Source organism: Streptomyces sp. NPDC107546, assembly GCF_055639175.1.
The window spans coordinates 302,609-328,157 of the sequence record NZ_JBVKBA010000005.1; the positions used below are offsets into that span (position 1 = coordinate 302,609).

18 protein-coding genes and 1 tRNA gene are annotated in these 25,549 nt (G+C 71.8%); 4 read left to right on the plus strand and 15 right to left on the minus strand.

The annotated features are described in order from the left end of the window. Nucleotides 1-51 precede the first annotated feature (51 nt). The 3 genes from ACZ7L1_RS10130 to ACZ7L1_RS10140 form a co-directional block, all read right to left on the minus strand. Nucleotides 52-693, minus strand: coding sequence for an IclR family transcriptional regulator (locus ACZ7L1_RS10130; protein WP_471435816.1), 642 nt, complete (start codon nt 691-693; stop codon nt 52-54). A gap of 352 nt (nt 694-1,045) precedes the next feature. Further along, on the minus strand, nt 1,046-2,851 hold the full coding sequence (locus tag ACZ7L1_RS10135) for a DEAD/DEAH box helicase (RefSeq protein WP_471435817.1): 1,806 nt from the start codon (nt 2,849-2,851) through the stop codon (nt 1,046-1,048). 180 nt (nt 2,852-3,031) lie between these two features. Further along, nucleotides 3,032-4,480 (minus strand): MFS transporter, encoded by a 1,449-nt coding sequence (locus ACZ7L1_RS10140; protein WP_471435818.1) that lies wholly within the window; start codon nt 4,478-4,480, stop codon nt 3,032-3,034. 207 nt (nt 4,481-4,687) lie between these two features. Between ACZ7L1_RS10140 and ACZ7L1_RS10145 the strand changes: the two genes are divergently transcribed. Further along, nucleotides 4,688-4,759 (plus strand) — tRNA-Cys (locus ACZ7L1_RS10145). Nucleotides 4,760-4,858: 99 nt separating this feature from the next. Here ACZ7L1_RS10145 and ACZ7L1_RS10150 read toward each other — a convergent pair. The 7 genes from ACZ7L1_RS10150 to ACZ7L1_RS10180 form a co-directional block, all read right to left on the minus strand. Beyond that, the gene (locus ACZ7L1_RS10150) at nt 4,859-5,803 is read right to left on the minus strand and encodes an SUKH-4 family immunity protein (protein ID WP_471435819.1); all 945 of its coding nucleotides are present in this window, start codon (nt 5,801-5,803) and stop codon (nt 4,859-4,861) included. A 184-nt stretch (nt 5,804-5,987) separates the two neighbouring features. Beyond that, nucleotides 5,988-8,294 carry a xanthine dehydrogenase family protein molybdopterin-binding subunit gene (locus ACZ7L1_RS10155; RefSeq protein WP_471435820.1) on the minus strand — a complete coding sequence of 769 codons (2,307 nt, stop codon included), beginning with the start codon at nt 8,292-8,294 and terminating at the stop codon, nt 5,988-5,990. Beyond that, nucleotides 8,291-9,754: a (2Fe-2S)-binding protein gene (locus ACZ7L1_RS10160; protein WP_471435821.1), complete on the minus strand. Its 1,464-nt coding sequence runs from the start codon at nt 9,752-9,754 to the stop codon at nt 8,291-8,293. The genes ACZ7L1_RS10155 and ACZ7L1_RS10160 overlap by 4 nt, the downstream gene beginning before the upstream one ends. After that, nucleotides 9,751-10,644 (minus strand): FAD binding domain-containing protein, encoded by an 894-nt coding sequence (locus tag ACZ7L1_RS10165; RefSeq protein ID WP_103840999.1) that lies wholly within the window; start codon nt 10,642-10,644, stop codon nt 9,751-9,753. Before ACZ7L1_RS10165 ends, ACZ7L1_RS10160 begins: the two co-directional genes overlap by 4 nt. 279 nt (nt 10,645-10,923) lie before the next feature. After that, the gene (locus ACZ7L1_RS10170; protein ID WP_471435823.1) at nt 10,924-12,600 is read right to left on the minus strand and encodes a beta-N-acetylhexosaminidase; all 1,677 of its coding nucleotides are present in this window, start codon (nt 12,598-12,600) and stop codon (nt 10,924-10,926) included. Nucleotides 12,601-12,761: 161 nt separating this feature from the next. Next, nucleotides 12,762-13,040: a DUF3039 domain-containing protein gene (locus tag ACZ7L1_RS10175; protein ID WP_366024809.1), complete on the minus strand. Its 279-nt coding sequence runs from the start codon at nt 13,038-13,040 to the stop codon at nt 12,762-12,764. A 29-nt stretch (nt 13,041-13,069) separates the two neighbouring features. Continuing rightward, complete coding sequence (locus ACZ7L1_RS10180; protein WP_181139086.1) at nt 13,070-13,642, minus strand: YqgE/AlgH family protein; 573 nt, start codon at nt 13,640-13,642, stop codon at nt 13,070-13,072. A gap of 252 nt (nt 13,643-13,894) precedes the next feature. Here ACZ7L1_RS10180 and murA point away from each other — a divergent pair, with 252 nt between their 5' ends. Further along, entirely contained in the window at nt 13,895-15,235 is a 1,341-nt protein-coding gene (murA, locus tag ACZ7L1_RS10185; protein ID WP_200417675.1) for a UDP-N-acetylglucosamine 1-carboxyvinyltransferase, read from the plus strand. Between the two features lie 487 nt (nt 15,236-15,722). Here the strand turns inward: murA and ACZ7L1_RS10190 are convergent, their stop codons facing one another. The 5 genes from ACZ7L1_RS10190 to ACZ7L1_RS10210 form a co-directional block, all read right to left on the minus strand. Beyond that, nucleotides 15,723-16,004, minus strand: coding sequence for an HU family DNA-binding protein (locus tag ACZ7L1_RS10190; RefSeq protein ID WP_007498188.1), 282 nt, complete (start codon nt 16,002-16,004; stop codon nt 15,723-15,725). 392 nt (nt 16,005-16,396) lie between these two features. After that, nucleotides 16,397-17,824 carry an NAD-dependent malic enzyme gene (locus ACZ7L1_RS10195; RefSeq protein WP_471435826.1) on the minus strand — a complete coding sequence of 476 codons (1,428 nt, stop codon included), beginning with the start codon at nt 17,822-17,824 and terminating at the stop codon, nt 16,397-16,399. A gap of 421 nt (nt 17,825-18,245) precedes the next feature. After that, nucleotides 18,246-20,555, minus strand: a complete 2,310-nt coding sequence (locus ACZ7L1_RS10200) for a HelD family protein (RefSeq protein WP_471435827.1) — start codon at nt 20,553-20,555, stop codon at nt 18,246-18,248. Between the two features lie 214 nt (nt 20,556-20,769). After that, complete coding sequence (locus ACZ7L1_RS10205; protein WP_471435829.1) at nt 20,770-21,588, minus strand: anti-sigma factor family protein; 819 nt, start codon at nt 21,586-21,588, stop codon at nt 20,770-20,772. Then, entirely contained in the window at nt 21,585-22,175 is a 591-nt protein-coding gene (locus tag ACZ7L1_RS10210; protein WP_103841015.1) for a sigma-70 family RNA polymerase sigma factor, read from the minus strand. The genes ACZ7L1_RS10205 and ACZ7L1_RS10210 overlap by 4 nt, the downstream gene beginning before the upstream one ends. 550 nt (nt 22,176-22,725) lie before the next feature. On the opposite strand from ACZ7L1_RS10210, the gene ACZ7L1_RS10215 reads away from it, so the two are divergent. Both ACZ7L1_RS10215 and ACZ7L1_RS10220 read left to right on the plus strand, forming a co-directional pair. Beyond that, nucleotides 22,726-24,108 (plus strand): NarK family nitrate/nitrite MFS transporter, encoded by a 1,383-nt coding sequence (locus tag ACZ7L1_RS10215; protein ID WP_471435831.1) that lies wholly within the window; start codon nt 22,726-22,728, stop codon nt 24,106-24,108. A gap of 141 nt (nt 24,109-24,249) precedes the next feature. Next, nucleotides 24,250-25,401, plus strand: coding sequence for a uroporphyrinogen-III synthase (locus ACZ7L1_RS10220; RefSeq protein ID WP_471435832.1), 1,152 nt, complete (start codon nt 24,250-24,252; stop codon nt 25,399-25,401). Nucleotides 25,402-25,549 lie beyond the last annotated feature (148 nt).

Genomic DNA, 25,549 nt, shown 5'->3' on the forward strand with positions numbered 1-25,549 from the left:
CCCTGGACAGCCGAGGCCCCTGGACAGCCGAGGGTCCCGGACAGCCGGCGGTCAGCGCAGTGCCTCCGCCACCTCCCTCGCCGCCTCCACCACCCGCGGGCCCACCCGCTCCGGTACCGAGTCCGCCAGCATCACGACGCCCACGCTGCCCTCGACCCCGGTCACCCCTATCAGCGGTGCGGCGGCCCCGCAGGCCCCTGCCTCCAGCTCGCCGTGCGTGAGCGTGTACCCGGGCTCGGCGATGGGCTGCCGGCGGGCGGCGAGGATCGCCCGGCCCGCGGCTCCCCGGTCGAGCGGGTGCCGGAACCCGGCGCGGTACGCCACGTGGTAGTCGGTCCACGACGGCTCGACCACCGCGACGGCCAGCGCCTCCGCGCCGTCGACGAGCGTGAGGTGCGCGGTCGCCCCTATGTCCTCGGCCAGCGACCGCAGCGCGGGCAGCGCGGCCTCCCGCACCAGCGGATGCACCTGGCGCCCCAGACGCAGCACGCCCAGCCCGACCCGGGCGCGGCCGCCCAAGTCACGGCGTACGAGGGAGTGCTGCTCCAGCGTGGCCAACAACCGGTACACCACGGTGCGGTTCACGCCCAGTTTGTGGGAGAGCTCGGTGACGGTCAGCCCGTGGTCGGTGTCGGCGAGCAGCTTGAGGACCTTCAGGCCCCGGTCGAGCGTCTGGGAAGTCTCCGCGGTCACGACGCCCACTCCTTAGTGGTGAGGTCGACGGCCCCTTCGCGGCGGATGCGACGCCGAGTCCCGTCGGCGACGCGCTTCAGAGGCCGCCGATCGGCTGGCGGCCCGGGCGGCTCCCGGACTCTGTCGCTTCACGGCTGCGCTCCGCGGCGGCGCTGCCACGGGGCGTGTGCGTAGCGGGACAGTAGCGAGCCGGTTCGCTCAGCGGAAGGCTCCGTCCAGAATCCGGTCAACGGCCGGTGAGGAGTGGTTCGGTTTGCGCAGATACATCCCCTCGTCAGCTAGTCTCCCGGTCCCGCGTCCGCCCGGTCCCGTGGTCCCCCGCACCTCGGTTGCACGCCGTCGGGCGTAGGGGTCACTTCATCCGCGTGGCCCACTCCTGGACCTTCGCGATCCGCTGCCGCAACTGCCCGGCCGTGCACTCCGCGCTCGGCGGGCCCCCGCACACCCGCCTCAGCTCGTTGTGAATCACGCCGTGCGGCTTCCCGCTCTGATGGACGTACGCCCCGACCATCGTGTTCAGCTGCCGACGCAGCTCCATCAATTCCTTGTGCGTGACCACGGGCCGCCGTTCCGCGGGCAGTTCCAGCAGGTCGGCCTCCGCGTCCGGCTTCTTGCGGCTGTGCGCGATCTGCCGGGCCTGCCGCTTCTGCAGCAGCAACTGCACCTGCTCCGGCTCGAGAAGCCCCGGGATGCCGAGGTAGTCCTGCTCCTCCTCGCTGCCCGGGTGGGCCTGCATCCCGAACTCGGCGCCGTTGTACATGACCCGGTCGAAGACGGCTTCGGACTCCAGCGCCTCGAACGGCAGCATGTCCTGCTCGCCGGTGTCCTCGTCCTTCTCCCGGTTCGCCTCCTCCATCTCCTTCTCGGACTCGGCGTACGGGTCTTCGGCCTCGCCGTCCTTCTTCGGCTTGTCGAGGACGTGGTCGCGTTCCCGCTCCATCTCGCCTGCGAAGGAGAGCAGGTCGGGCACGGTCGGCAGGAACACGGACGCGGTCTCGCCGCGCCGGCGGGACCGTACGAAGCGGCCGACGGCCTGGGCGAAGAAGAGAGGCGTCGAGATGGTGGTCGCGTACACCCCGACCGCGAGCCGGGGCACGTCGACGCCCTCGGACACCATCCTGACCGCGACCATCCACCGGTCGTCGTTGTTGCTGAACTCGTCGATCCGGTCGGAGGCACCGGCGTCGTCGGACAGCACGAGGGTCGCCTTGTGCCCGGTGATGTCGCGGATCAGCTTGGCGTAGGCGCGGGCCGAGTCCTGGTCGGAGGCGATGACCAGGGCGCCCGCGTCCGGGATGGACTTGCGGACCTCGGTCAGCCGCTGGTCGGCGGCACGGAGCACGCTCGGCATCCACTCGCCGCGCGGGTCGAGCGCGGTGCGCCAGGCCTGGCTGACGGCGTCCTTGGTCATGGGCTCGCCCAGCCGGGCGGCGATCTCGTCGCCCGCCTTGGTGCGCCAGCGCATGTTGCCGCTGTATGAGAGGAAGATGACCGGCCGCACGACGCCGTCGGCGAGCGCGGACCCGTAGCCGTAGGTGTAGTCGGCGGCCGAGCGCCGGATCCCGTCCGCCCCCTCCTCGTACGTCACGAACGGGATGGGGTTGGTGTCCGACCGGAACGGCGTACCGGTCAGGGCGAGACGGCGGGTCGCCGGCTCGAACGCCTCCAGGCACGCCTCGCCCCAGGACTTGGAGTCGCCCGCGTGGTGGATCTCGTCGAGGATGACGAGGGTCTTGCGCTGCTCGACGCGGTTGCGGTGCAGCATGGGCCGCACGCCGACGCCGGCATAGGTGACGGCGACGCCGTGGTATTCCCGGCCGAGGGGGCCGGCGCTGTACTCGGGGTCGAGTCTGATCCCTATCCGCGCGGCGGCCTCCGCCCACTGCTTCTTCAGGTGCTCGGTCGGCGCGACCACGGTCACCTGCTGCACCACGTGATGGTGCAGCAACCAGGACGCGAGCGTCAGGGCGAACGTCGTCTTACCGGCGCCGGGGGTGGCGACGGCGAGGAAGTCACGCGGCTGCTCCTGGACGTACTTCTCCATCGCCCCCTGCTGCCAGGCACGCAGCTTGCTGGCGGTGCCCCAGGGGGCACGGCCGGGGAAGGCGGGCGAGAGGTGGTGGGAGGAGGAACTGGAGCTGGCGGCGGTGGTACTCACGGTCTCCGTGGGGGTCGGGCGGCTCGGCTACGTGTGACAACCGGGCCACCCTACCGGCGCCCCGGTGGGGTCGACGCTCGGACGGCACCGGGTCGGCCGGGGATGGGATTCAGCTCACATCGCGCCACGCACGCACCTCGGTCGGCGCGCGAAGCGCGGCAACCGTGGTACCACTCGGTGTCAGCGGGATTCCGTCCGCAACCGGGTCGTCACCCACGCCCCCACCAGCGCCACCACAGCCATCGGCAGGAACACCGCGGCGAAGGCGGCCGGATGAGAGCTTTGGGCGGTCGTTTCCGTGGCGGTGTGGGCGACGGTGCCGCCGCCGAGCGCGGCGAACGCGGCGCCGCCCGCGGACAGGAGCACCACGTTGGACAGGCCGTCGGAGATCTGCAGGGCGGCCGAGTTGGCGCCCGCCTCCTCGGGCGCGGACAGCTTCAGGAGCAGGACGCTGGTCGAGGAGATGACCAGGCCCATGCCGAAGCAGCCGAAACCCCAGGCGACCGCGACGATCCACGGGGGCACGGAGTGGATCAGCACGCTGGGCGCGGTGGCGATCGCGACCGCGACGACCACCATGCCGAGCGTCATCAGCCGCTCCCGGTACGGCTCCAGCCGCGGCCTGGACTGGATGTACGAGCCCAACGCCCAGGTCGCGCCGGCCGGCGCCAGTGAGAACCCGGCGAGGGTCGGCGACAACCCGCGCTCGGTGACGAGCATGAGCGGGATGAAACTCTCCGCCGAGATGAAGGCGCCCGCCGACACACCGCGCAACAGCACCACGGACGGCAGGCCGCGCGCCGCCCGGCAGGTGCCGCGGGGCAGCAGCCCGAGCACCGCCGGGACGAGCAGGGCGGCGCCTGCGACGCCGGGGACGAGGGAGACCCAGTGCAGGTCCTGAGCGGCGTACTGGAGGAGTCCGGCGCCCAGGGAGATGCCGAACGCCAGACGGATGCGGCGCGCGTCGAAGGGGGCGGCGGTCTCCGTGGCGGGACCGCCCGCCCGCCGCCGTATCTGCGGCAGGGCGAGCGCGAGCGGGAACACCACGAGCACGGGGATGCCGATGAACACCCAGCGCCAGCCGAGCTGTTCGGTCACCGCGCCCGACGCCAGGGGGCCGACCACCGACGGGATCACCCAGCTCGCCGCGAACGCCGCCATGATCGCCGGGCGCAGCCGCTCCGGGTAGGCCCGGCCGACGAGGACGTACAGCGCGACGATCACCAGTCCGCCGCCGAGCCCCTGCACGGCCCGGCCCAGGATGAACAGCCACATCACGCTCGCCGTCCCGGACACCAGCAGACCGGCCGCGAAGGCGGCGATGCCGCAGGTCAGCGAGGAAAGAGGGCCGCTGCGATCGGACCACTGGCCGGCGAGCACCATACCGAACAGGCTGGTCGTGAAGTACCCCGAGAACGCGAAGGCGTACAGGGACAGCCCGTCCAGCTCCCGCGCGGCGACCGGCATCGCCGTACCGACGGCCGTGGCCTCGAAGGCGATGAGCAGCACGACGGAGACGATCCCGATGCTCAGGGCCCGGTACGGCCCGCTCAGCACGCCGCCGGTGGCGTGGGAAGGGGAGGGAGGGGCGGCGGCGACGTCGGTGTCGCGGGGGTCCAGGGCGGTCATACAGGCAGGGTAAGGGGCTCGATGGGGATTGGCTCCTGTCAGGAGCCGGTGATGGGCCGGGACCTTGGTCTTAGGACCGAGCCCGGTTTCATGAACGGCGTATGGCAGTCCCGTTGCAGGCCCGCCGATCCTCTTGAGCCGGTGATCCACCGCTCCTACGGTCGGTACATCAGGACGGCACGAGCAAGCCGTACCGCGCCTGATCCCGGCCGTGTGCCCGAGTGGTTCAGGGACTCGCCTGCAAAGCGAGTTACGCGGGTTCGATTCCCGCCACGGCCTCCGACGCCTTGGGCAGGCAAGATCATGGGGCGGCACCCTGTGCGGGGTGCCGCCCCTTAAGTCGTCCGTCTCTTTTCTCGTCTCAGTCGGCCCCCCTCCTCACCGGTTGGTCAGGCCTCCCCCGCCGGCGTCACGGCCGGCCACTGGCGGGTGGTCGGCCGAGCGCCTTGTCCTCTTCTCGCGGTGGGCCAGCCACACCGTGAAGGCCAGGGTGGAGATGTCCGCGTTCAGCGGGCGCAAGGTCGTGTCCTGAGCGCTCCAGCACCGGAGCGTCCCGTCGGCGCCGTCCAGGAGCAGGCTCGTGTCGTCCGGCAGGTGGCCGAGGCGTATCAGGCGGGCCGCATCCTCCGGAAGGTCTTCCTCCACGAAGCAGTCCTCATCCGCGCAGTACTCCGCCAGCGTCGGCAGCGGCACGTCCATGTCCAGTTCGTACCAGTGGCCGTTCTCCGGCAGGCCCACCTCGCGCAGGAAGCGGCGGGTCGGCTCGTGGGTGAGAGCGGCGGGGAAGTCGACGTCCTCGAAGCGGACGACCGCGGCGGTGCCGAACTCCCCGTCCAGCAACCGTGGTGGCAGATCGAGGGCGAGGCCCGTGCCGGGACGGGCGATCCGGGTCAGGGGCCGGATCAGTGCGGCCGCCCGCCAGTACGGCGCCGGATCGTCGGTCGGTTCGTGTGCCGCCGCCGCGAAACGCAGCACTCGCTCCAAGGACGGTGCGAGCGGCGACGGGTCCATCAGGCAGGGCATGCGCCGGAAGGCGTACGTCGTGGCGCCGTCCAGGAGCGACTTGAGATCGCGGTCCACGGTGCGCAGCGCTCCGACGACCAGTTGGTCGCGCAGCGCCTCGGCGAGCCTCTCGGCGTCGTCGACCAGCTCGGCCACCCGCTTCAGGGCCCGCCGGCCGCCCATGATGCGGAGCCCCGGAACGGCGGTGGGGGAAGGCAGTCCCGTACCCGTCAGCAGGCGCCTCGTCTCCCCGTGCGTCGGGCAGACATCCAGCTTCGCCCCGTCAAGCGCGATCACACCACCGGTGTCGGTCCTGCCCATGGTTTCCCCCGCGTGCTTCGTCCCCGGCCCAGAGCCTCCGCAGCGCAGGACGCATCGTCCCGCCGAGCGGCTCTCCCCCAACGCCAAGAACCCTATGCGGCACCACTGACAACGCCGCAGCAGCGCGCCGCCCTTCCGGCCAGACCCGTGACGAGGACCACACCGCTCACCGCGGGCGCCCCGCTCACTGCGTGGTCACCACCGCCGCCTGCGGTCGGATCGGCAGGCGGTTGACCGGGCGGCCCGTTGCCGCGCGGACCGCCGATGCGATCGCCGCCGGGGATGTCACCACCGGTACCGCGCTGACCGCCTTCGCGCCGAAGGGGGCGACCACGTCCCGTTCCTCGACCAGTTTGACGATCTTGATGTCGGGGGCGTCCAGGGCCGTCGGCAGGGAGTAGCCCGTCAGGTCGGGGTGGCGGACCACGCCGCGCGCCGTGCGCAGGTTCTCCGTGAGCGCGATGCCCATGCCCTGGGTCACCCCGGCCTCGAGGCGCGCCGCCAGCTGCGCCGGGTTCAGCACCCGGCCCACGTCCTGGGCCAGCGCCAGCTCCACCACCCGTACCGAGCCGATCTCGATGTCCACGTCCACCACGGCGCGGATCGCGCAGAACGCGAGCCCCACGAAGGCGTCGCCCTGGCCCGTCTCGTTCAGCGGTTCGGTCGGATGCGGGCGGCACTGCGCGGTGGCCCACAGTTCCTTGCCCTCCATCGCCTCCGTCACGGTCGTGGACAGGACCCCGTCGTACGACGTGATCTTGCCGTCCGTGATCTGGAGCAGCTCCGTGGACAAGCCGAACTTGTGCGCCAAGGGCTGCAACAGCTGGGTGCGGACCATCTTCGCGGCCCGTTCGACCGCGCCGCCCGACACCCAGGTGTGGCGGCCCCGGCAGCCCGCGCCCGCCGGCGGCTGGTCGGTGTCGACCGGGGCCACGTGCACCTCGTCGATGCCGAGGGTCTCCTGGACGATCTGCCGCGCGAGGGTCGCGAAGCCCTGACCGGTCTCCACCGCCGCGCACAGCACCGTCGCCACGCCGTCCTGGACCTTCACGGTCGCGGTGGAGACCTCGTCGGCGCCCTCCGCGCCGAGCATGTGGACCATGCCGAGGCCGTAGCCCACACCCCGCCGGACCGCGCCCGGTTCGCCCGCGCCCTCGGGGCCGCCCGGCAGCAGCCACTCCTCCTCGGGGGTGTCCTTGGGAAGCGGGGGCAGCGGGTGGTCCCGTACGGCCTCCAGCAGTTCGGCCACCGGCGCGGGGCACGTCACCGTCTGGCCGGTCGGCAGCACGTCGCCGGTCGCCATGACGTTGCGCATCCGCAGCTCCGCCGGGTCGAGACCGAGCTTCTTGGCGAGCTTGTCCATCTGCGCCTCGTAGGCGGCGCACACCTGCATCGCGCCCTCACCGCGCACATGGCCCGACGGCGGGTTGTTGGTGCGGACGGCCCAGCCCTCGATGAAGGCGTTGGGGACGACGTACGGGCCGCAGGCGAAGGAGACCGCTGCGGCGAGCGCGTCGGAGGAGGTGTCCGCGTAGGCGCCCGCGTCCAGCAGGATCTGCGCCTCGACCTTCACCAGCCTGCCCTCGGCGTCCGCGTGGTGGCGGTAGCGCAGCAGTGTGGGGTGGCGGTGGACGTGGCCGAGGAAGGACTCCTCGCGGTTGGCGGTCAGTTTCACCGGGCAGCCGGTCTTCAGCGCGAGGAGCCCGAGCGGCAGCTGGAAGCCCTGGTCCTCGCGGTCCGCGGTGGCGCCGGGCACTCCGGTGACGACGACCTTCACCCGGTCCGGTTCCAGGCCGTAGACGGCGGCGGCCCGGTCCCGGTCGGTGTGCGGGTCGGTGGAGGCGAGGTACAGCTCGACGCCCCCGTCGGGCCGCGGCACGGCGAGGCCGGCCTCTGCGCCGATGGGGGCGGGGTCCTGGCGGCCGATGCGGTACAGGCCCTCGACGACGACCTCCCCGACCGCGTCCGGGTCGCCGTGGCGCAGCGGGATGTGGCGGATCAGGTTGCCGTCGGGGTGCAGCGGCTCGGCCTCGAACGCCTGCTCGGGGTCGGTGACCGGGTCGAGCACCTCGTACTCGACGATGACGGCCGCGGCGGCCATGCGGGCGGTGTCGGGGTGGTCGGCGGCGACGGCCGCGATCGGCTCCCCGTGGTGGCGTACGACGTCGGAGGCGAAGACGGGGCGGTCGGCGGTGCCGCGTCCGTGGAGCGCGCCCGCGGGCACGTCCTCATGGGTGAGGACGGCCCGCACGCCGGGCATCTCGCGCGCGTGGCTGGTGTCGATGGACACAATGCGCGCGTGCGGGTGCGGCGAGCGCAGGACGGCCGCCCACAGCAGGCCCTCGGCCCACAGGTCGGCCGCGTACGGGAAGGTGCCCTCGGTCTTGGCGCGGGCGTCGGCGGACGGCAGGGAGGCTCCGATGCCGTGCGGCAGCGGCTCGGGGGCGGGTGCGGCCGCCGCGGTGGTCGCGGTGGCGGCTTCGTTGCTCACGCCTGGCCTCCGTCCTGGCCGTACGGGTGGTCGTTCGGGGTCACGTTGCCGAAGGCGTCGAGGTGGACGCCGCCCTCTCCGGGGCCCGCCTGGTGCGGGATGCGCGGTTCGGCGCCGTCCGCTGCCGGGTCGCCCTCGGTGCGGTGCGCCTCCCGCTCGGCGACGACCTCCTGCACGGCCTGCAGGACACCCCGGTAGCCGGAGCAGCGGCACAGGTTGCCGCACAGCGCCTGGCGGGCCTCGAGGTCGGTCGGCGCCGGGTTGCCCTCCAGCAGGTCGTGCACGGTCATCGCCATGCCGGGCACGCAGAAGCCGCACTGCACGGCACCGCACCGGGCGAGCGCGCGCTGCACGTCGGAGGGCTGTCCCTCGACGGCGAGTCCCTCGACCGTACGGACCTCACTGCCCGCGGCGGTGACGGCGGGCACCAGGCAGGAGGCGACGAGCCGTCCGTCGACCTGCACGTTGCAGGCGCCGCACTCGCCCTGCGAGCAGCCGTCCTTGGCGCCGGCGAGGCCGAGCCGCTCGCGCAGCACGTACAGCAGGGACTCGCCGATCCAGGCCTCGGTGACGGGCCGGTCGGCGCCGTTCACCCGCAGGACGTACGAGGCCAGGGGGTGCTCGTCGTGCGGGGGCGCGGGCTCGGCGGCCTGATCCGGGGGCGGGTCCTGGGCGCCGGCGGGCTCGGGGGCCGGGTCGCGCTCGTGGTGCCGGGCCGCTTCGGGAGCCGGTGCCTCCTCGGCGCCGGAGGTGCCGTCGGCGGTGTCGGACGCATCGGCGGCCTCGGGCGGCTCCTGGGCGGCCTCCGGCGCCTCGGAAGCACCATCCGCCCTCGAGTCCTCGTATGCCTCGTAGGACCCGTCGGACGGCTCCCCAGGGGCCTCCTCCGGCGTCTGCGCGGCGGTCTCCTGCCCGTGCCACGACGGTACGGCCGCCTCCGTCGCCCAGGGCGCGGGCGCGCCGCCCGGCAGGGTCGCGGGCGGGGTGCCGCCCCACTGCTCGACGAGCGACGACGTGGTGAACTCGCCCGACTCGTCCGGGAGATCGCCGTCCGCGACGGGGATCGACCACTGCCCGGTGACGTCGTGCCCGGGCGCGGGCTCCCGCGCGGCCTGGGCCTCCTCGAAGGTCCACTGCCCGGTCGCGCCGGGGTTGTACGTGAACCGGTCCCCCGTACCGTCCTGCGTGGCGCCCGGCCAGTGGGCGCCCTCGGCGGGCGCGCCCCAGTTCCCGCCGTGCTCCTCGGCGCCCGTGCCCTCCTGCGGGGTGAAGGTCGGCGGCACATAGCCGTGGCCGGGCGCGGCCAGCGGGCTGTCGGAGGCGAGGAGGGCGTCGATCCCGCCCTCCGGGAGCTGGACGAAGGCGGTGGCGCCGTCGTCGTAGTCCCCTTGCGGCAGCCGCTCCCAGGAGCCGTTGGTGCCCTGGCGGCGGGCTTCCTGCGGGTGCTGGTCGTCCGTCACGACAGTGCCCTCCCCAGTGCTCGTCGGGCCAGCGCGGCGACGGTGCGCCGCAGGTGCAGTACGGCGGGCGGAAGCTGCTGCACGGTGCCGTCCTCCGCGGGCGCCGGATCGGGGATGCAGGCCGCGGCGACGTACTCCCCGAAGGCGTTCAGGGCCTCCGGGACGATCGCGCGGTTGTTGTCCCAGTCGATGAGCTGCGCGACCCACTGCTCGGCCTCCAGCGGGCGCAGCGGCATCGGTGCTATGGCACCGACGGCGCAGCGCACCCCGCGCCGGGCCGGGTCCAGCACCAGCGCCACCGACGCCATCGCCCGCCCGGGTCCGGTGCGGCCGGTCGCCTTCAGGAAGACCTGGGGGGCGTGCAGCAGCGGCACGCGCACATAGCCGATGAGTTCACCGGCGCGCAGCATCTCCACGCCGGCCAGCAGGTGCGAGACCGGGATCTCCCGGCGTGCCCCGCCCGGGCCGGCGATGATCAGCGTGGCCTCCAGGGCGGCGAGCACCGGAAGCGCGTCCCCGGTGGGGGCGGCCGACGCGATGTTGCCGCCGAGGGTGCCGGCGTTGCGGATGTGCGGCGGGCCGGCCGCGCGCGCCGCCGCAGCGAGGGCGGGGATGAGCGCCGCGAAGTCGGGGCGCCCCATGCGCGCGTGCGTGAGGCCCGCGCCGAGCAGCGCGTGGCCGTCCTGGTACTGCCAGCCGCGGATCTCGCTGATGCGGCCGAGGCCGACCAGCGCGGCGGGCCGCAGCTGCCCCGAGTTCACGGCGGCCATGAGGTCGGTGCCGCCCGCCACGGGGACGGCGGCCGGATGGGCGGCGAGGGCCGCCACGGCCTCGTCCAGCGAGGCGGGCAGCGTCACGGCCTGCGCCGCCTGCGGTGCGTGCGTGGTCAAAACCGGCTGCCCCTTCCCGCTGCCCCCTGGTCCCACCTGTGTTGCCGTACGGTACGTGCTGACAGGGCGGACGTGGCAACTCTGGCACATCTTTCACGGCCTCCGACGCGGGGGTCCGCTAGGAGGCATTCGCCCCTGCGACCAGGGAGATGGACCGTTTTGCCAAGACATTCCCGATGGGGGTGTATTGCGACTCTTCGACGTTCCTTGCACTGCTTTTCCCATGCGGGGGTACGTTTCCAGCCGACCCGGCGCCTCGCCTGCCCTCCGTCCACCACCTCACACGTTCGGGGGCGCACCCTCGATCGGGCGTCCGAGCACCCCGGGTCGCCGCTGCCACGGCAGCGGGCCCGTGGACGGCCGGTAGGCGACTCCCAGGGCGTCCAGACGGCGGTAGTGGGCGGCCATGCGCCGCTCGAAGTCCGCGAAGTCGCGCTCGACCGGGGCGGGAAGCGCGCTCCAGGCGACCTCGGCGAACGCCGCGAGCCGGGGAAACGCCTGGTAGTCGACGCGCCCCTGATCCTCCGTCACCTCGGTCCACACGTTGGCCTGGGTGCCGAGAACGTGCCGCGCCTCCTTGGGCGTCAACTGCGGTGGAACCGGCTCGAACCGGTAGACGTCCTCCAGGGTGCGCACGTACCCGATGGGCACCGGCTCGTCGGCACCGCCGTCCTGACGGTGGTCCAGATACACCTGCTGTTCGGGGCACATGACCACGTCGTGGCCGGCGCGCGCCGCCGTGATCCCGCCGGCGTACCCACGCCATGAGGAGACGGTCGCACCGTCCGCGAGGCCGCCCTCGAGGATCTCGTCCCAGCCGACGAGCCGGCGCCCGCGTGCGGTGAGCCAGGTGTCGAAGTGGCGCACGAACCACGCCTGGAGCTCGTCCTCGTCCGCAAGCCCCAGCTCCTTGATGCGCGCCTGCGCGGCCGGCGAGCGCCGCCACTGGTCCTTGGGGCACTCGTCGCCGCCGATGTGGACGAAGGGTGACGGGAAGAGTTCCAGTACCTCCTCGAACACACCCTCGTAGAACCGCAGGGTGGTGTCGGTGGGGGCGAGTACGTTGGGGTTGATGCCCCAGTCGTCCCAGACCGTGAGGGAGGTCGTGTCGATGACGTCGGAGTTGCCGAGTTCCGGGTACGCGGCGATGGCCGCCTGGCTGTGCCCGGGGACGTCGATCTCGGGGACGACGGTGATATGCCGCTCGGCCGCGTACGCGACGATCTCGCGGATGTCGTCCTGCGGATAGAAACCGCCGTGCGGCTTCTCCTCCCACAGCGGCGAGGCCCGGTGGCCGAATCTGGTGCGCGCCCGCCAGGCACCGACCTCGGTGAGCCTCGGGTGGCGCTTGATCTCCAACCGCCAGCCCTGGTCGTCGGTGAGGTGGAGGTGGAGGACGTTGAGCTTGTGGGCGGCCATCAGGTCCAGGTAGCGCAGGACGCCGTCCTTGGGCATGAAGTGCCGGGCCACGTCGAGCAGGAGGCCGCGCCAGCGGAAGCGGGGGGCGTCGTGGATCGTCACCGCGGGCACCTCCCACCGACGTTTCCCGGTCACCGGGGCACGGCGGAAGGCCTCCGGCCCGAGCAACTGGCGGAAGGTCTGGGCGCCCCAGAACAGGCCGGCCTCGCTCGCGCCGTCGATGACGACGACGTGGCCGCCAGCGGTGAAGCGGTACGCCTCAGGGCTGCCCAGTTCCTCTTCGAGCCCGGGGACGATGCGCAGCACCACCCGGTTCCCGTCGGCGCCGGCCGACGGCAGCGGCAGCCCGGTCGCGGCGCCGACGGTCGCCCGCAGCCAGCGCGCGACGCGCTCGGTGCCGGGGCCCGCCGTCTCGATCCCGGTCTCCTCGTCGATGACGGGACCCACGCCGCCACCGATCGAGGGGGACATCCGGGCGGGGGCGGGGACCAGGTGCGCGTCGAGCCCCGGGTGGAGGGAGTGCGGAAACTCAGGCATGCCGCCAGTCTTCACCGCCCGGCCCGGCCCGGAGGCGTCAATCTCGACACCGAGGAATACCGAGGCATACCGACGCATCCGGCAAAAGGCGCAAAAACTCCCGGGACGGGCCACAAACACGTCCCGGGAGCCCAGCAGTCGTCAGGCAGCCGAGCGGTCGGCTACTTGTCGTCGCCCTTGCCTTCGCCGCCGCTGCCCATGGAGTCGTAGATCTCCTTGCACATCGGGCAGACGGGGTACTTCTTCGGGTCGCGTCCCGGGACCCACACCTTGCCGCACAACGCCACGACGGGCGTGCCGTCCAGGGCGCTCGCCATGATCTTGTCCTTCTGGACGTAGTGGGCGAAGCGCTCGTGGTCGCCGTCGCCGTGCGACACCTGCGGCGTCGGCTCTACGAGGGTCCCCGTACCGGTACCGCGCTCGGGCTCAAGAGTGCTCATAGCGCCAAGGGTACTGAAGCTCACGCGCATCAGTTGAGCGTAGGGTCGTCCGGGTACGTCGCCACCATCGCCAGCTCGCTGCGCTGGCGTCGCAGCACGTCACGCCAGAGTTTCTCCGGCGCCGGGGACGACACGTCGCCGGGTTCCGACTCGACGACGTACCACGCCCCGTCCACCAGCTCGTCCTCCAGCTGGCCCGGCCCCCAGCCGGCGTATCCGGCGAAGATGCGCAGCGAGCCGAGTGCCTTGGCGAGCAGCTCCGGAGGGGCCTCGAGGTCGACCAGGCCGATCGCGCCGTGCACCCGCCGCCAGCCGAGCGGGGCGTGGTCCGGGGACGCGCCGCCGGGAATCACCGCGACACCGAGCGCCGAGTCCAGCGACACGGGTCCACCCTGGAAGACCACACCGGGCTCGCCCGCGAGGTCCGCCCAGCCCTCCAGGATGTCCCCCACGTCAACGGGCGTGGGGCGGTTGAGGACCACGCCGAGCGAGCCCTCCTCGTCGTGGTCGAGGAGCAGCACCACAGCACGGTCGAAGTTCGGGTCCGCCAGGGCGGGGGTGGCCACGAGCAGCCGCCCTGTGAGCGAGGACACCTCGGTCATGCCAGACATGATCCCGCATCTTGCCTTCGGATGGGGAGGCAACGGGGGTACGTGGGTGAACGCAGCTCAGGGCTCATGGGTGCGCTGCGGGCGCACGGACGCCCCGGTAACCCCTCGCGTCCGCCTCCGCACCGTTCGTGTTGTGGCAAAGCTATGACCTTCCTTGGGGCCACTTGGGCTTACTGAAGGGGGGTACGCGGCCATTACGCTTACGTCTTCGGCCCCTGCCCCCCTCCACGGAACGCGAGATTCATGACCGTCAACGACGATGTCCTCCTTGTCCACGGCGGCACCCCGCTCGAGGGCGAGATCCGTGTCCGCGGTGCGAAGAACCTCGTACCGAAGGCCATGGTCGCCGCCCTTCTGGGCAGTGCCCCGAGCAGACTGCGCAACGTCCCCGACATCCGCGACGTGCGCGTCGTCCGGGGGCTGCTGCAGCTGCACGGTGTGACGGTCCGTCCGGGTGAGGAGCCGGGTGAGCTGGTGCTCGACCCGACGCACGTCGAGAGCGCGAACGTCGCGGACATCGATGCCCACGCCGGCTCGTCGCGCATCCCGATCCTGTTCTGCGGTCCGCTGCTGCACCGGCTCGGCCACGCCTTCATCCCGGGTCTCGGCGGCTGCGACATCGGCGGCCGGCCGATCGACTTCCACTTCGACGTGCTGCGGCAGTTCGGCGCGGTCATCGAAAAGCGTGCGGACGGCCAGTACCTGGAGGCGCCCAAGGGGCTGCGCGGCACGAAGATCCGGCTGCCGTACCCGTCCGTCGGCGCGACCGAGCAGGTGCTGCTGACGGCGGTGCTCGCCGAGGGTGTCACCGAGCTGTCCAACGCGGCGGTGGAGCCGGAGATCGAGGACCTGATCTGCGTGCTGCAGAAGATGGGCGCGATCATCGCGATGGACACCGACCGCACGATCCGCATCACCGGCGTGGAGAAGCTCGGCGGCTACACCCACCGCGCGCTCCCGGACCGGCTGGAGGCCGCGTCCTGGGCGTCGGCGGCGCTGGCGACCAACGGCAACATCTACGTCCGTGGTGCGCAGCAGCGGTCGATGATGACGTTCCTGAACACCTACCGCAAGGTGGGCGGCGCGTTCGAGATCGACGACGAGGGCATCCGGTTCTGGCACCCCGGCGGGCAGCTGAAGTCGATCGCGCTGGAGACGGACGTGCACCCCGGCTTCCAGACGGACTGGCAGCAGCCGCTGGTCGTGGCCCTGACCCAGGCGACGGGCCTGTCGATCATCCACGAGACGGTGTACGAGTCCCGGCTCGGCTTCACCTCCGCGCTGAACCAGATGGGCGCGCACATCCAGCTCTACCGCGAGTGCCTCGGCGGCTCCGACTGCCGCTTCGGCCAGCGCAACTTCCTGCACTCCGCGGTGGTTTCGGGCCCGACGAAGCTGCAGGGCGCGGACCTGGTCATCCCCGACCTGCGCGGCGGCTTCTCCTACCTGATCGCGGCCCTTGCGGCGGAGGGCACGTCCCGCGTCCACGGCATCGACCTGATCAACCGCGGCTACGAGAACTTCATGGAGAAGCTGATGGAGCTGGGCGCGAAGGTCGAGCTGCCCGGCAACGCACTCGGCTGAGGTCCACCAGCGGCTGGGGGTCCGGGGGTCGTCCCCCGGACCGGCACAGCATGGAGAAGCTGATGGAGCTGGGCGCGAAGGTCGAGCTGCCCGGCAACGCACTCGGCTGACGGTCGCCCCTCTGCCGAGGGGCGCGTCCGGTCGGCCTTCCGAGGCGGCCCATGGCGGCCCATGGCGGCCCATGTACGCGAAGGGGCGGTCACCCTGGTCCGGGTGACCGCCCCTTTTGGCCTTGCTGGGCCCGTACGCCGTCGCGAGGAGCTCGCCGGGCTCGTCACTCGCCGTCCCGTGGCGGTACGGCCTCATCGCGCCGTCCCTGCGACGGGCGCGGCCTCGTCACGCCGTCCTACGGCAGGTAGGGCCTCGTCACGCCGCCCTGTGGCGGTCAGGCTTCGTCACGCCGCCCTGTGGCGGTGCGGCGGCCTTGCTGCGCCGTCCCGTGGCGTCACGGCGTCGTACGCCGTCCCGTGGCGCACGAACGGCAAGATCACTTGCCCTTGGCGGCTTCCTTGAGCTTGGAGCCCGCGGAGACCTTCACGCTGTAGCCGGCCGGGATCTGGATGGGGTCGCCGGTCTGCGGGTTGCGCGCGGTGCGAGCGGCACGGTGGGTGCGCTCGAAGGTGAGGAAGCCAGGGATGGTGACCTTCTCGTCGCCCTTGGCGACGACCTCGCCGACGGTCTCGGCGAACGCGGCCAGCACGGCGTCGGCGTCCTTGCGGGTCACCTCGGCGCGGTCGGCCAGCGCGGCCACCAGCTCACTGCGGTTCATGTTGTTACTCCCGTGTTCTTCTTGCCGTTGAGGCGTGCCACGCGGCGGAGCCGCATGTTGGGCACGGTGAAGCCGATGCTGCCAGGGTCCTCGGTGAGTCCCCGGACCCGGGTCCGTCGTCAGACCCTCGCGCCCGAAGACGCATCCTGCCCCCACCTGCGGCGGGAAAGCCAATCCGGCACCCGTAGGAGTCGTGAGAACACCCTTGGGAGTCACACGAAGGGCGCCACCGCCGTCTGGCGGTGACGTTCCGTCCGCTTTCCGCGACAGATCGCAGGTTCCGGGGGGTCCGAGCCCGGCCGCCACCATAGAGGTCGGCCGGGCACCCGGGGTTCCACGACGCGCCGGTCGGCCGCCACCGTGGCGATGGTCACAGCGGCGGCACACAATCCCTACTCGTCCGACGTCGCCGACGCGCCCGCCGCCTTCGCGGCGTCCCGCACCGCTCCGGCGACCGCGCCCGCGACCTTGTCGTTGAAGACGCTCGGAATGATGTAGTTCGGGTTCAGCTCGCCCTCGGTCACCACGTCCGCGAGGGCCTGCGCGGCCGCCAGCATCATCTCCGTGTTGACCGTGCGGGACTGCGCGTCCAGCAGACCGCGGAAGACGCCCGGGAACACCAGCACGTTGTTGATCTGGTTCGGGAAGTCGGAGCGCCCGGTGGCCACAACGGCCGCCGTCTGACGGGCGATTGCGGGGTCGACCTCGGGGTCCGGGTTCGCGAGCGCGAACACGATCGCGCCGTCCGCCATGGCCGCCACGTCGTTGCCGTCGAGCACGTTGGGCGCGGAGACACCGATGAAGACGTCGGCGCCGCGCACCGCTTCCTTCAGCGTGCCGGTCAGGCCCTCCTGGTTGGTGTTGTCGGCGATCCAGCGCAGCGCCGAGTCCGGCGCGGCGTCCACGAGGTCCTCGCGGCCGGCGTGCACGACACCGTGGATGTCGGCCACCACCGCGTTCTTCACGCCCGCCGCGAGCAGCAGTTTGAGGATCGCCGTACCGGCCGCGCCGGCGCCCGACATCACGACGCGGACGTTCTCGATCTCCTTGCCCACCACGCGAAGTGCGTTGGTGAGGGCGGCCAGCACCACGATCGCCGTGCCGTGCTGGTCGTCGTGGAAGACGGGGATGTCGAGCGCCTCGCGCAGCCGTGCCTCGATCTCGAAGCAGCGCGGCGCGGAGATGTCCTCGAGGTTGATGCCGGCGAACCCGGGAGCGATCGCCTTGACGATCTCGACGATCGCGTCGGTGTCCTGGGTGTCGAGGCACAGCGGCCAGGCGTCGATGCCGGCGAACCGCTTGAAGAGGGCCGCCTTGCCCTCCATGACGGGCAGCGCGGCCTTCGGGCCGATGTTGCCGAGGCCGAGCACGGCCGAGCCGTCCGTCACGACCGCAACGGAGTTGCGCTTGATGGTGAGGCGGCGGGCGTCCTCGGGGTTCTCGGCGATCGCCATGCACACGCGGGCCACACCCGGCGTGTAGACCATGGACAGGTCGTCACGGTTGCGGATGGGGTGCTTCGACGCCATCTCGATCTTGCCGCCGAGGTGCATGAGGAACGTACGGTCCGAGACCTTGCCCAGCGTGACGCCCTCGATGCCGCGCAGCTTCTCGACGATCTCCTGCGCGTGGGCGGTGGAGGTGGCGGCGATGGTGACGTCGATGCGGAGCTTCTCGTGACCGGACGCGGTGACGTCGAGGCCGGTCACCGAGCCTCCGGAGGACTCCACGGCGGTGGTGAGCTGCGAGACGGCGGTTCCGCTCGCGGGCACCTCCAACCGGACCGTCATCGAGTAGGAGACGCTGGGCGCCGTTGCCATGGCCGACTTCCTCTGCTTTCACCGTGTCGCGGATGCGTCCGCGGATGTGTCGCGGATATGCCGTCCGATCGTCGCACCTACCGGAGAGTACGTGGTAGTCGCCCCGGATTTGCGAACGTTTTGTTCGTCGGCATGGTCGAGCTTCGGAAGGCGACTTCCACGATACGAGAGGCAAGGGAACGGTCGCAGAGGCACGCCGTACACGAGAGAGGTCCGCGTCACACAAGGACGCGGACCTCTCCGCAAGTCAGTGACACCGACCCGCCATGCTCGCCTCGCGGCAAGTGGTCGCTCGTAGCGACTAAGGTTGGGCCCGGGGGCTTGGATCGGGCCGGTGCCACATCCAGGCTAACAAACGGATCCGGTAAGGCCATTCCCGTACCCGGAGTTCATCTCGTGTACAGGGCCCCCGCCCTGGGCCTCAGTCCCGCAGCAGGTCCGGAACCCCGGCCGCGTCCGGCTCGTCCCGCTCTCCCGAGACCACCGTCAGCTGCTGCGTCGCCCGGGTGAGCGCCACGTACAGCACGCGCAGCCCCGCGGGGCTCTCGTCGGCGATCTCCGCGGGCGAAACGACGACCGTCGCGTCGTACTCCAGGCCCTTGGCCTCCAGGCTGCCGAGGGCCACCACCCGGTCGCCGAGGCCGTCCAGCCAGCGGGCCGCCTCCTCGCGCCGGTTCATGGCCACGACGACGCCGACCGTGCCGTCGACGAGGCCGAGGAGCCGGGCGGCCTCCTCGCGGACGGTCCGCGCCATCGAGTCCCGTATCACCGTGAAGCTCGGCTGGACGCCGGTCGAGCGGACGGCCGTGGGGGCGGTGGAGCCCGGCATGGCGAGCGCGAGGACCTTGGACGCCAGGTCGGCGATCTCGGCGGGGTTGCGGTAGTTGACGGTGAGCGTGAAGCGGCGGCGCGGGCGGGTGCCCAGGGCCTCGTCGCGGGCCTCGGCCGCCTCGTCCGGGTCGGACCAGGACGACTGGGCCGGGTCGCCGACGACGGTCCAGGTCGCGTGCCGGCCGCGGCGCCCGACCATCCGCCACTGCATCGGTGTGAGGTCCTGCGCCTCGTCGACGATCACGTGCGCGTACTCGGTCCGCTCCTGCGCCAGCCGCTCGGCGCGCTCGCGCTGTGACTCCTCGCGGACGGGCATCAGCTCCTCGAGCCCGGTCAGCTGGTCGAGCGGGTCCAGCTCGCGCCTCTTCTTCGGGCGGGCCGGCAGGCCGAGGATCGCCTGGAGCTCGTCGAGCAGGGCGATGTCGTGCACCGAGTAGCCGTCCCGCCTCAGGGAACGCGCGACCCTGCGCACCTCGCCGGGGGTGAGGACGCGCCGCGCCCAGCGGCCGAGCCGCCTCTCGTCGGCCATCGCGGTGAGGACGGACCGGGGCGTCAGCTCGGGCCACCAGGCGTCCAGGAACGCGATGAAGGAGTCTTCGGAGGTGATGTCCTCGTCGAAGGAGGACCGCAGCTCGGCGGCCAGCTCCGGGTCGGCGTGCCGATTCGCCGCGCCGGACTGCGCCCACAGGGCGTCCAGGAGCAGCTTGCGGGCACGCGGACGCAGCAGGTTGACGGGCGCCGTGCCGGTGAGGGCGGTGTGCCGGATCCGCTCCAGCTGCTCCGCCTCCAGCTCCAGGCGGCGGCCGAACGCGACGACCCGCAGCCGGTCCGGTGTGCCGCTGCGCTCCAGGGCGCCGCGGGCCGCCTTGCGCAGCACCCTGAGCATGCGGGAGGAGCCCTTGGCGCGGGCCGCGGACGGGGAGTCGTAGAGCGTGGCCTCTACGCCGTCGACGAGCGAGCCGATGGCGCGGATCGCGACCTGGCCCTCCTCGCCGAGCGAGGGCAGGACGCCCTCGGTGTAGGCGACCAGAAGCGGGGTGGGCGAGACGATCAGGATGCCGCCCGCGTAGCGGCGCCGGTCCTGGTACAGCAGGTACGCGGCCCGGTGCAGGGCGACGGCGGTCTTGCCGGTGCCGGGGCCGCCCTCGACGTAGGTCACGGAGGCGGCGGGGGCGCGGATGACAAGATCCTGCTCTGCCTGGATGGAGGCCACGATGTCCCGCATGGTGTGGGTGCGGGCCTGGCCGAGGGCGGCCATCAGGGCGCCGTCGCCGATGACGGGCAGTTCGTGGCCGTCGAGGAAGGCCGTCAGCTCGGGGCGCATCAGGTCGTCCTCGACGCCGAGCACCCTGCGCCCCTTGGAGCGGATGACCCGGCGGCGCACGACCCGCCCGGGGTCGACCGGAGTGGAGCGGTAGAAGGGGGCGGCGGCGGGCGCCCGCCAGTCGATGACCAGCGGCGCGTAGTCCTGGTCGAGCACGCCGATGCGGCCGATGTGCAGGGTCTCGGCGATGTCGGCGGTGTTGTCGGGGCGCACCGCGCCCTCGGCGGGCTCGACGGCCGTGTACGCGCCGTCGGGCCCCTTCTTGCCGTCCCTGCCCAGCAGCAGGTCGATCCGGCCGAAGAGGAAGTCCTCGAACTCGTTGTTGAGCCGGTTGAGGTGCACACCGGCCCGGAACACCTGGGCGTCGCGTTCGGCGAGCGCACCGGGCGTGCCGACCTGGCCGCGCTGGGCGGCGTCGTTCATCAGGAACTCCGCCTCGTGGATCTTCTCCTCGAGGCGCCGGTACACCCGGTCCAGGTGTTCCTGTTCGACGCTGATCTCCCGGTCACGGAGCGAGTCGTGCGCGGACTTGCCGACCGGGCCGAGCGCGGTTTCCTGTTGAACCTGAGCGGCCACCGGGCCCCCTTCTGACGTGCTGAGCAGCCGTCCACCGTACGCGAAGGGGGACCGGGGAGGCTACGGCGCGCCCCGACCCGCCGCGGCCCTGTCGTCGAACTCCCGACCGCCCTGCGGGCGGACTACGGAATGTGACGACAGGAGCGCACACGTCGGCCCGCGGCGTGACTCGGACGCACGCCGCGGGGAAGCGCTCAGGCCGGCCGGGGGACGGCTACGCCTTCACCTCCACCAGCTTCTTCCCGTCGAACGTCATGAGCTCGAAGTGGTCGATCTGGTTCGGTGTGAAGGCGGCGGCGCCGCTCACGTAGAGCGGGTTCTTCGACTCCTCCGTCTTTCCGTCGGGGATGCCGTAGCCCCACTTCGGGACGGACCAGGAGGCCAGTGTCTCGCGCTCGCCGTTCTTGCCGACGGCGACCCACGAGCACTTGAGCGGGCCCTTGACGCCCTTCACCTCGATGGCGCCGCTGGTGCCCCAGTCCTTGGCCTGCATCGCGACCGTGGCGCTGACCCCGGTGGTCGGGTCGGTCGCCGAGACCTTGTCGGTCATGGACTGGAAGGCGGCCTTGGCCGGCGAGACCGCCGCCACCGTGTGTCCGTTGGTGGTGTCGTCGCCGCCGTTCACCGCCATCACGGCGACCGGGCCGCCGATGATCAGCGCGGCGGCGGCCGCGACGAGGTAGAAGCCGCGTCGCCGCTTCTGGGCCCGCCGCTCGGAGACCTCGTCGACCAGCCGCTCGACGAGCCGTGGGCTGGGTTTCGCGGACAGGGATTCGCCGATGGCCAAAGTGCCCTGGCTGCCCGGCATGTCGGCGAGCGCGGCCAGCATCGGTTCCATGCCGGCCAGGTCGTCGAGCTGCTGGGCACACCAGTCGCAGGTGGCGAGGTGCGCCTCGAAGGCGGTCGCCTCCGCGTCGTCCAGGATGCCGAGGGCGTAGGCGCCGACGGTTTCGTGGATGTCGCCCTCCCCCTGGGGACCGCCTCTCACGGCCCCGGGGCCACCAGTGCCGAATCCCCCGTACAGGTTGCTCATGCCGTCACCCCCCGCTCCTCCAGTGCCAGCTTCATCGACCGCAGGGCGTAGAACACCCTGGAGCGCACCGTTCCGCTGGGGATGCCGAGCGTTTCGGCCGCCTCATTGACCGTACGCCCTTTGAAGTACGTTTCGACCAGGACCTCCCTGTGGGCAGGGGTCAGGTCTTCCAGCGCGTCCGACAGTGTCATCAGCCACAACGCCTTGTCGATCTCGTCCTCCGCGGGGATGACCTCCAGCGGCGACGGGTCGACCTCCTGCGGCCGGGCCTGCCGGCTGCGGTGGCCGTCGATGACGATGCGCCGGGCGACCGTCACCAGCCAGGGGCGTACCGAACCGGTCGCTCGGTTGAGCTGGCCGGCGTTCTTCCAGGCACGGATGAGCGTCTCCTGCACGACGTCCTCGGCGCGCTGCCGGTCGCCCGCGACCAGGCGCAGCACGTAGGCGAGCAGGGGTCCCGCATGTTCTCGATACAGGGCACGCATCAGCTCCTCGTCCGGCTCGGTCGAGGACGCCGAGGACGAGGTCATGCGATGTCGGGCCCTGGGCCGCTTTCGTTCATCAGCCACGGCGGAATCCTTGCGCACGCCTACCTCCGGTGTCCGGGGGTTCCCCCAGTCGGTCGCTCACATCCGGGTACGCGCGAACGGGCCGTTGTGTTCAAAGCGACACCACAAATTTCCTGGAGAAGGTGTGGAGGCATCTGTTCCCGGGCAGCCATTTCTCCCCCAACGGGACATACAGCCGCCGGAGCGGGGAGACCCAGGTCACACCGGCAGGCGCTTCACTCCCGGACCTACCGGGATCGCCGTGTGAAAATTTGGCCGGACTTCGGTGGAGGAATTGTCGAGATCCCGGCGCGCCCTGCCCGATTTCAGCCACATTTTTCGGTAACTCTCCTTTTTCGGCGAGCCATACGGATGGCCTCCTTTCCCGCCCGGCGCCCGTTTTCCCTCGGCTTCCTTTCTCTTTCAGAGTGCTCACGCCCGGCCGCCGCCTCACCGCGCCCCGGGCCGCCAGGTGAGAGCAACGTTCCCTTCCGGTCACCCGGTGCCACAGGGCGGAAACGCGTCCTCCCTACCTTCGGGACTCATCACCGCGTACGACACCCGGGCACCGCAGAACCGTGGAGGCGTCATGACAGCCCCGAGCACAGCCCCCGCCACCGGCAGGGGAGGCCGCTGGATCCAGCAGTGGGATCCCGAGGACGAGACGTTCTGGAACGAGACCGGGGAGAAGATCGCCCGGCGCAACCTCTGGTTCTCCGTCTTCTCCGAGCACATCGGGTTCTCGATCTGGACCCTGTGGTCGGTCCTCGTGCTCTTCATGGGCCCGAAGTACGGGCTGACCCCCGCCGACAAGTTCATGCTCACATCCATGGTCACGCTCGTCGGCGCCGTGGTCCGCGTCCCCTACACCTTCGCGGTCGCCCTCTTCGGCGGGCGCAACTGGACGATCATCTCCGCGAGCCTGCTGCTCATCCCGACGATCGCCGCCTTCGTCGTGATGAAGCCGGGGACCTCCTTCTCCACCTTCCTGATCGTCGGGCTGCTCGCCGGTGTCGGCGGCGGCAACTTCGCGTCCTCGATGACCAACATCAACGCCTTCTTCCCGCTGCGGAAGAAGGGGTGGGCGCTCGGCCTCAACGCGGGCGGCGGCAACATCGGCGTGCCCGTCATCCAGCTCGTCGCCCTCGCGATCATCGGCGCGAGCGGCGGGCCGCGAGTGCTGCTCGGGATCTACATCCCGCTGATCGTCGTCGCCGCCGTGCTCGCCGCCCTCTTCATGGACAACCTCGCCTCCGTGAAGAACGACACCGGCGCCGCCCGGGACGCCGCGAAGGACGCGCACACCTGGATCATGTCCTTCCTCTACATCGGCACCTTCGGCTCGTTCATCGGTTACAGCTTCGCCTTCGGGCAGGTGCTGCAGAACCAGTTCGGGCGCACCCCGCTGCAGGCGGCGTACGTCACCTTCATCGGCCCGCTGCTCGGTTCGCTGATCCGTCCCGTGGGCGGCTGGCTCGCCGACCGCTACGGCGGCTCGAAGATCACGCTGTGGAACTTCGTCGCCATGGGCGCGGCCACCGCCGTCCTGGTCTTCGCGAGCATGCAGAAGTCGCTGCCGCTGTTCACCGCCGCGTTCGTCGTGCTGTTCGTCCTCAGCGGGCTCGGCAACGGGTCGACGTACAAGATGATCCCCGGGATCTTCCAGGCCAAGGCCGTCGCCAAGGGGCTCCAGGGCGAGGAGGCCGCCGCGTACGGCCGGCGGCTGTCCGGCGCCTCCATGGGCCTCATCGGCGCCGTGGGCGCGCTCGGCGGCGTCGGCATCAACCTCGCCTTCCGGCAGTCCTTCCTCTCCTACGGCTCGGGCACCGGCGCCTTCGTCGCCTTCCTCGCCTTCTACGCCGCGGCCTTCGCGGTCACCTGGGCCGTATACCTTCGCCGCCCGGCCGCGCAACCTCAGGCCAACGCTTCCACCACCGAGGCGAAGCAGCAGCTCAGCTACGCCGAGGTGTGACGTAACACCAGCGACATGAAGCCGAACCGAGCCTGTCACGAGCCGTTGACAGGCTCGGTCGGCATGTAGGTACGACGCGTACGACCGGGGTTCACGACCACGTGACCACCGGTATGCCGACTCGAGCGCGGGACGAGAGCCATGTACGACAACCAGCAGCGACCGGAACACGGGCCTCTCGAGGGGTTCACCGTGGGCGTGACGGCCGCGCGACGGGCCGACGAGCTGGGGGCCCTGCTCCAGCGGCGCGGCGCGTCCGTGCTGCATGCGCCGGCCCTGCGTATCGTGCCGCTCGCCGACGACGGGGAACTGCTCGCCGCCACCAAGGAATTGATCGACCGGGCGCCCGACATCGCGGTCGCCACCACCGCGATCGGCTTCCGCGGCTGGGTCGAAGCGGCCGACGGCTGGGGGCTCGGCGAGGATCTGCTCGCCCGGCTGCGCGAGGTGCGGCTGCTCGCGCGCGGCCCGAAGGTCAAGGGCGCCATACGGGCGGCCGGGCTGACCGAGGAGTGGTCGCCCAGCTCCGAGTCCATGGCCGAGGTGCTCGACCGGCTGCTCGAGGAAGGCGTCGACGGCGTCCGTATCGCCGTCCAGCTGCACGGCGAGCCGCTGCCGGGCTTCGTGGAGGCGCTGCGGGAGGGGGGCGCCGAAGTGGTGGGGGTGCCGGTGTACCGGTGGATGCCGCCGGAGGACATCGGGCCGATGGACCGCCTCCTCGACGCGACCGTCAGCCGGGGCCTGGACGCCCTCACCTTCACCAGCGCGCCCGCTGCCGCGTCCCTGCTTTCCCGGGCCGAGGAGCGCGGGCTGCTGCCGGAACTTCTCGCCGCCCTGAACCACGACGTGCTGCCCGCCTGCGTCGGCCCGGTCACCGCGCTGCCGCTCCAGGCCCTCGGCATCGACACGGTCCAGCCCGAACGCTTCCGGCTCGGCCCGCTCGTCCAGCTTCTGTGCCAGGAACTGCCCGCCCGGGCCCGTACGCTGCCCATCGCCGGCCACCGGGTGGAGATCCGCGGGCACGCGGTGATGGTGGACGGCGCCCTGCGGCACGTACCGCCGGCGGGGATGTCCCTGCTGCGTGCCCTGTCCCGGCGGCCGGGCTGGGTGGTCCCCCGCTCCGACCTGCTGCGCGCGCTCCCGGGCGCCGGGCGCGACGAGCACGCCGTGGAGACGGCGATGGCCCGGCTGCGGACGGCCCTCGGGGCGCCCAAGCTGATCCAGACGGTGGTCAAGCGCGGCTACCGGCTGGCGCTCGACCCGGCGGCGGACTCCAAGTACGCGGACGTGTGAGCCGCGTCGGTGGTGACCGGTGCCGCTCTCGTGGTCCACGCGCTCGCCTTTGAGGCCTGGGAGGCGGGGGCGTACGGGGCCTTCCCGAGGAGTGTGCGGGCGGGCACTGTAGAGGGGGCGACCGCGGCGACTCCAAGGCGGTGACAGG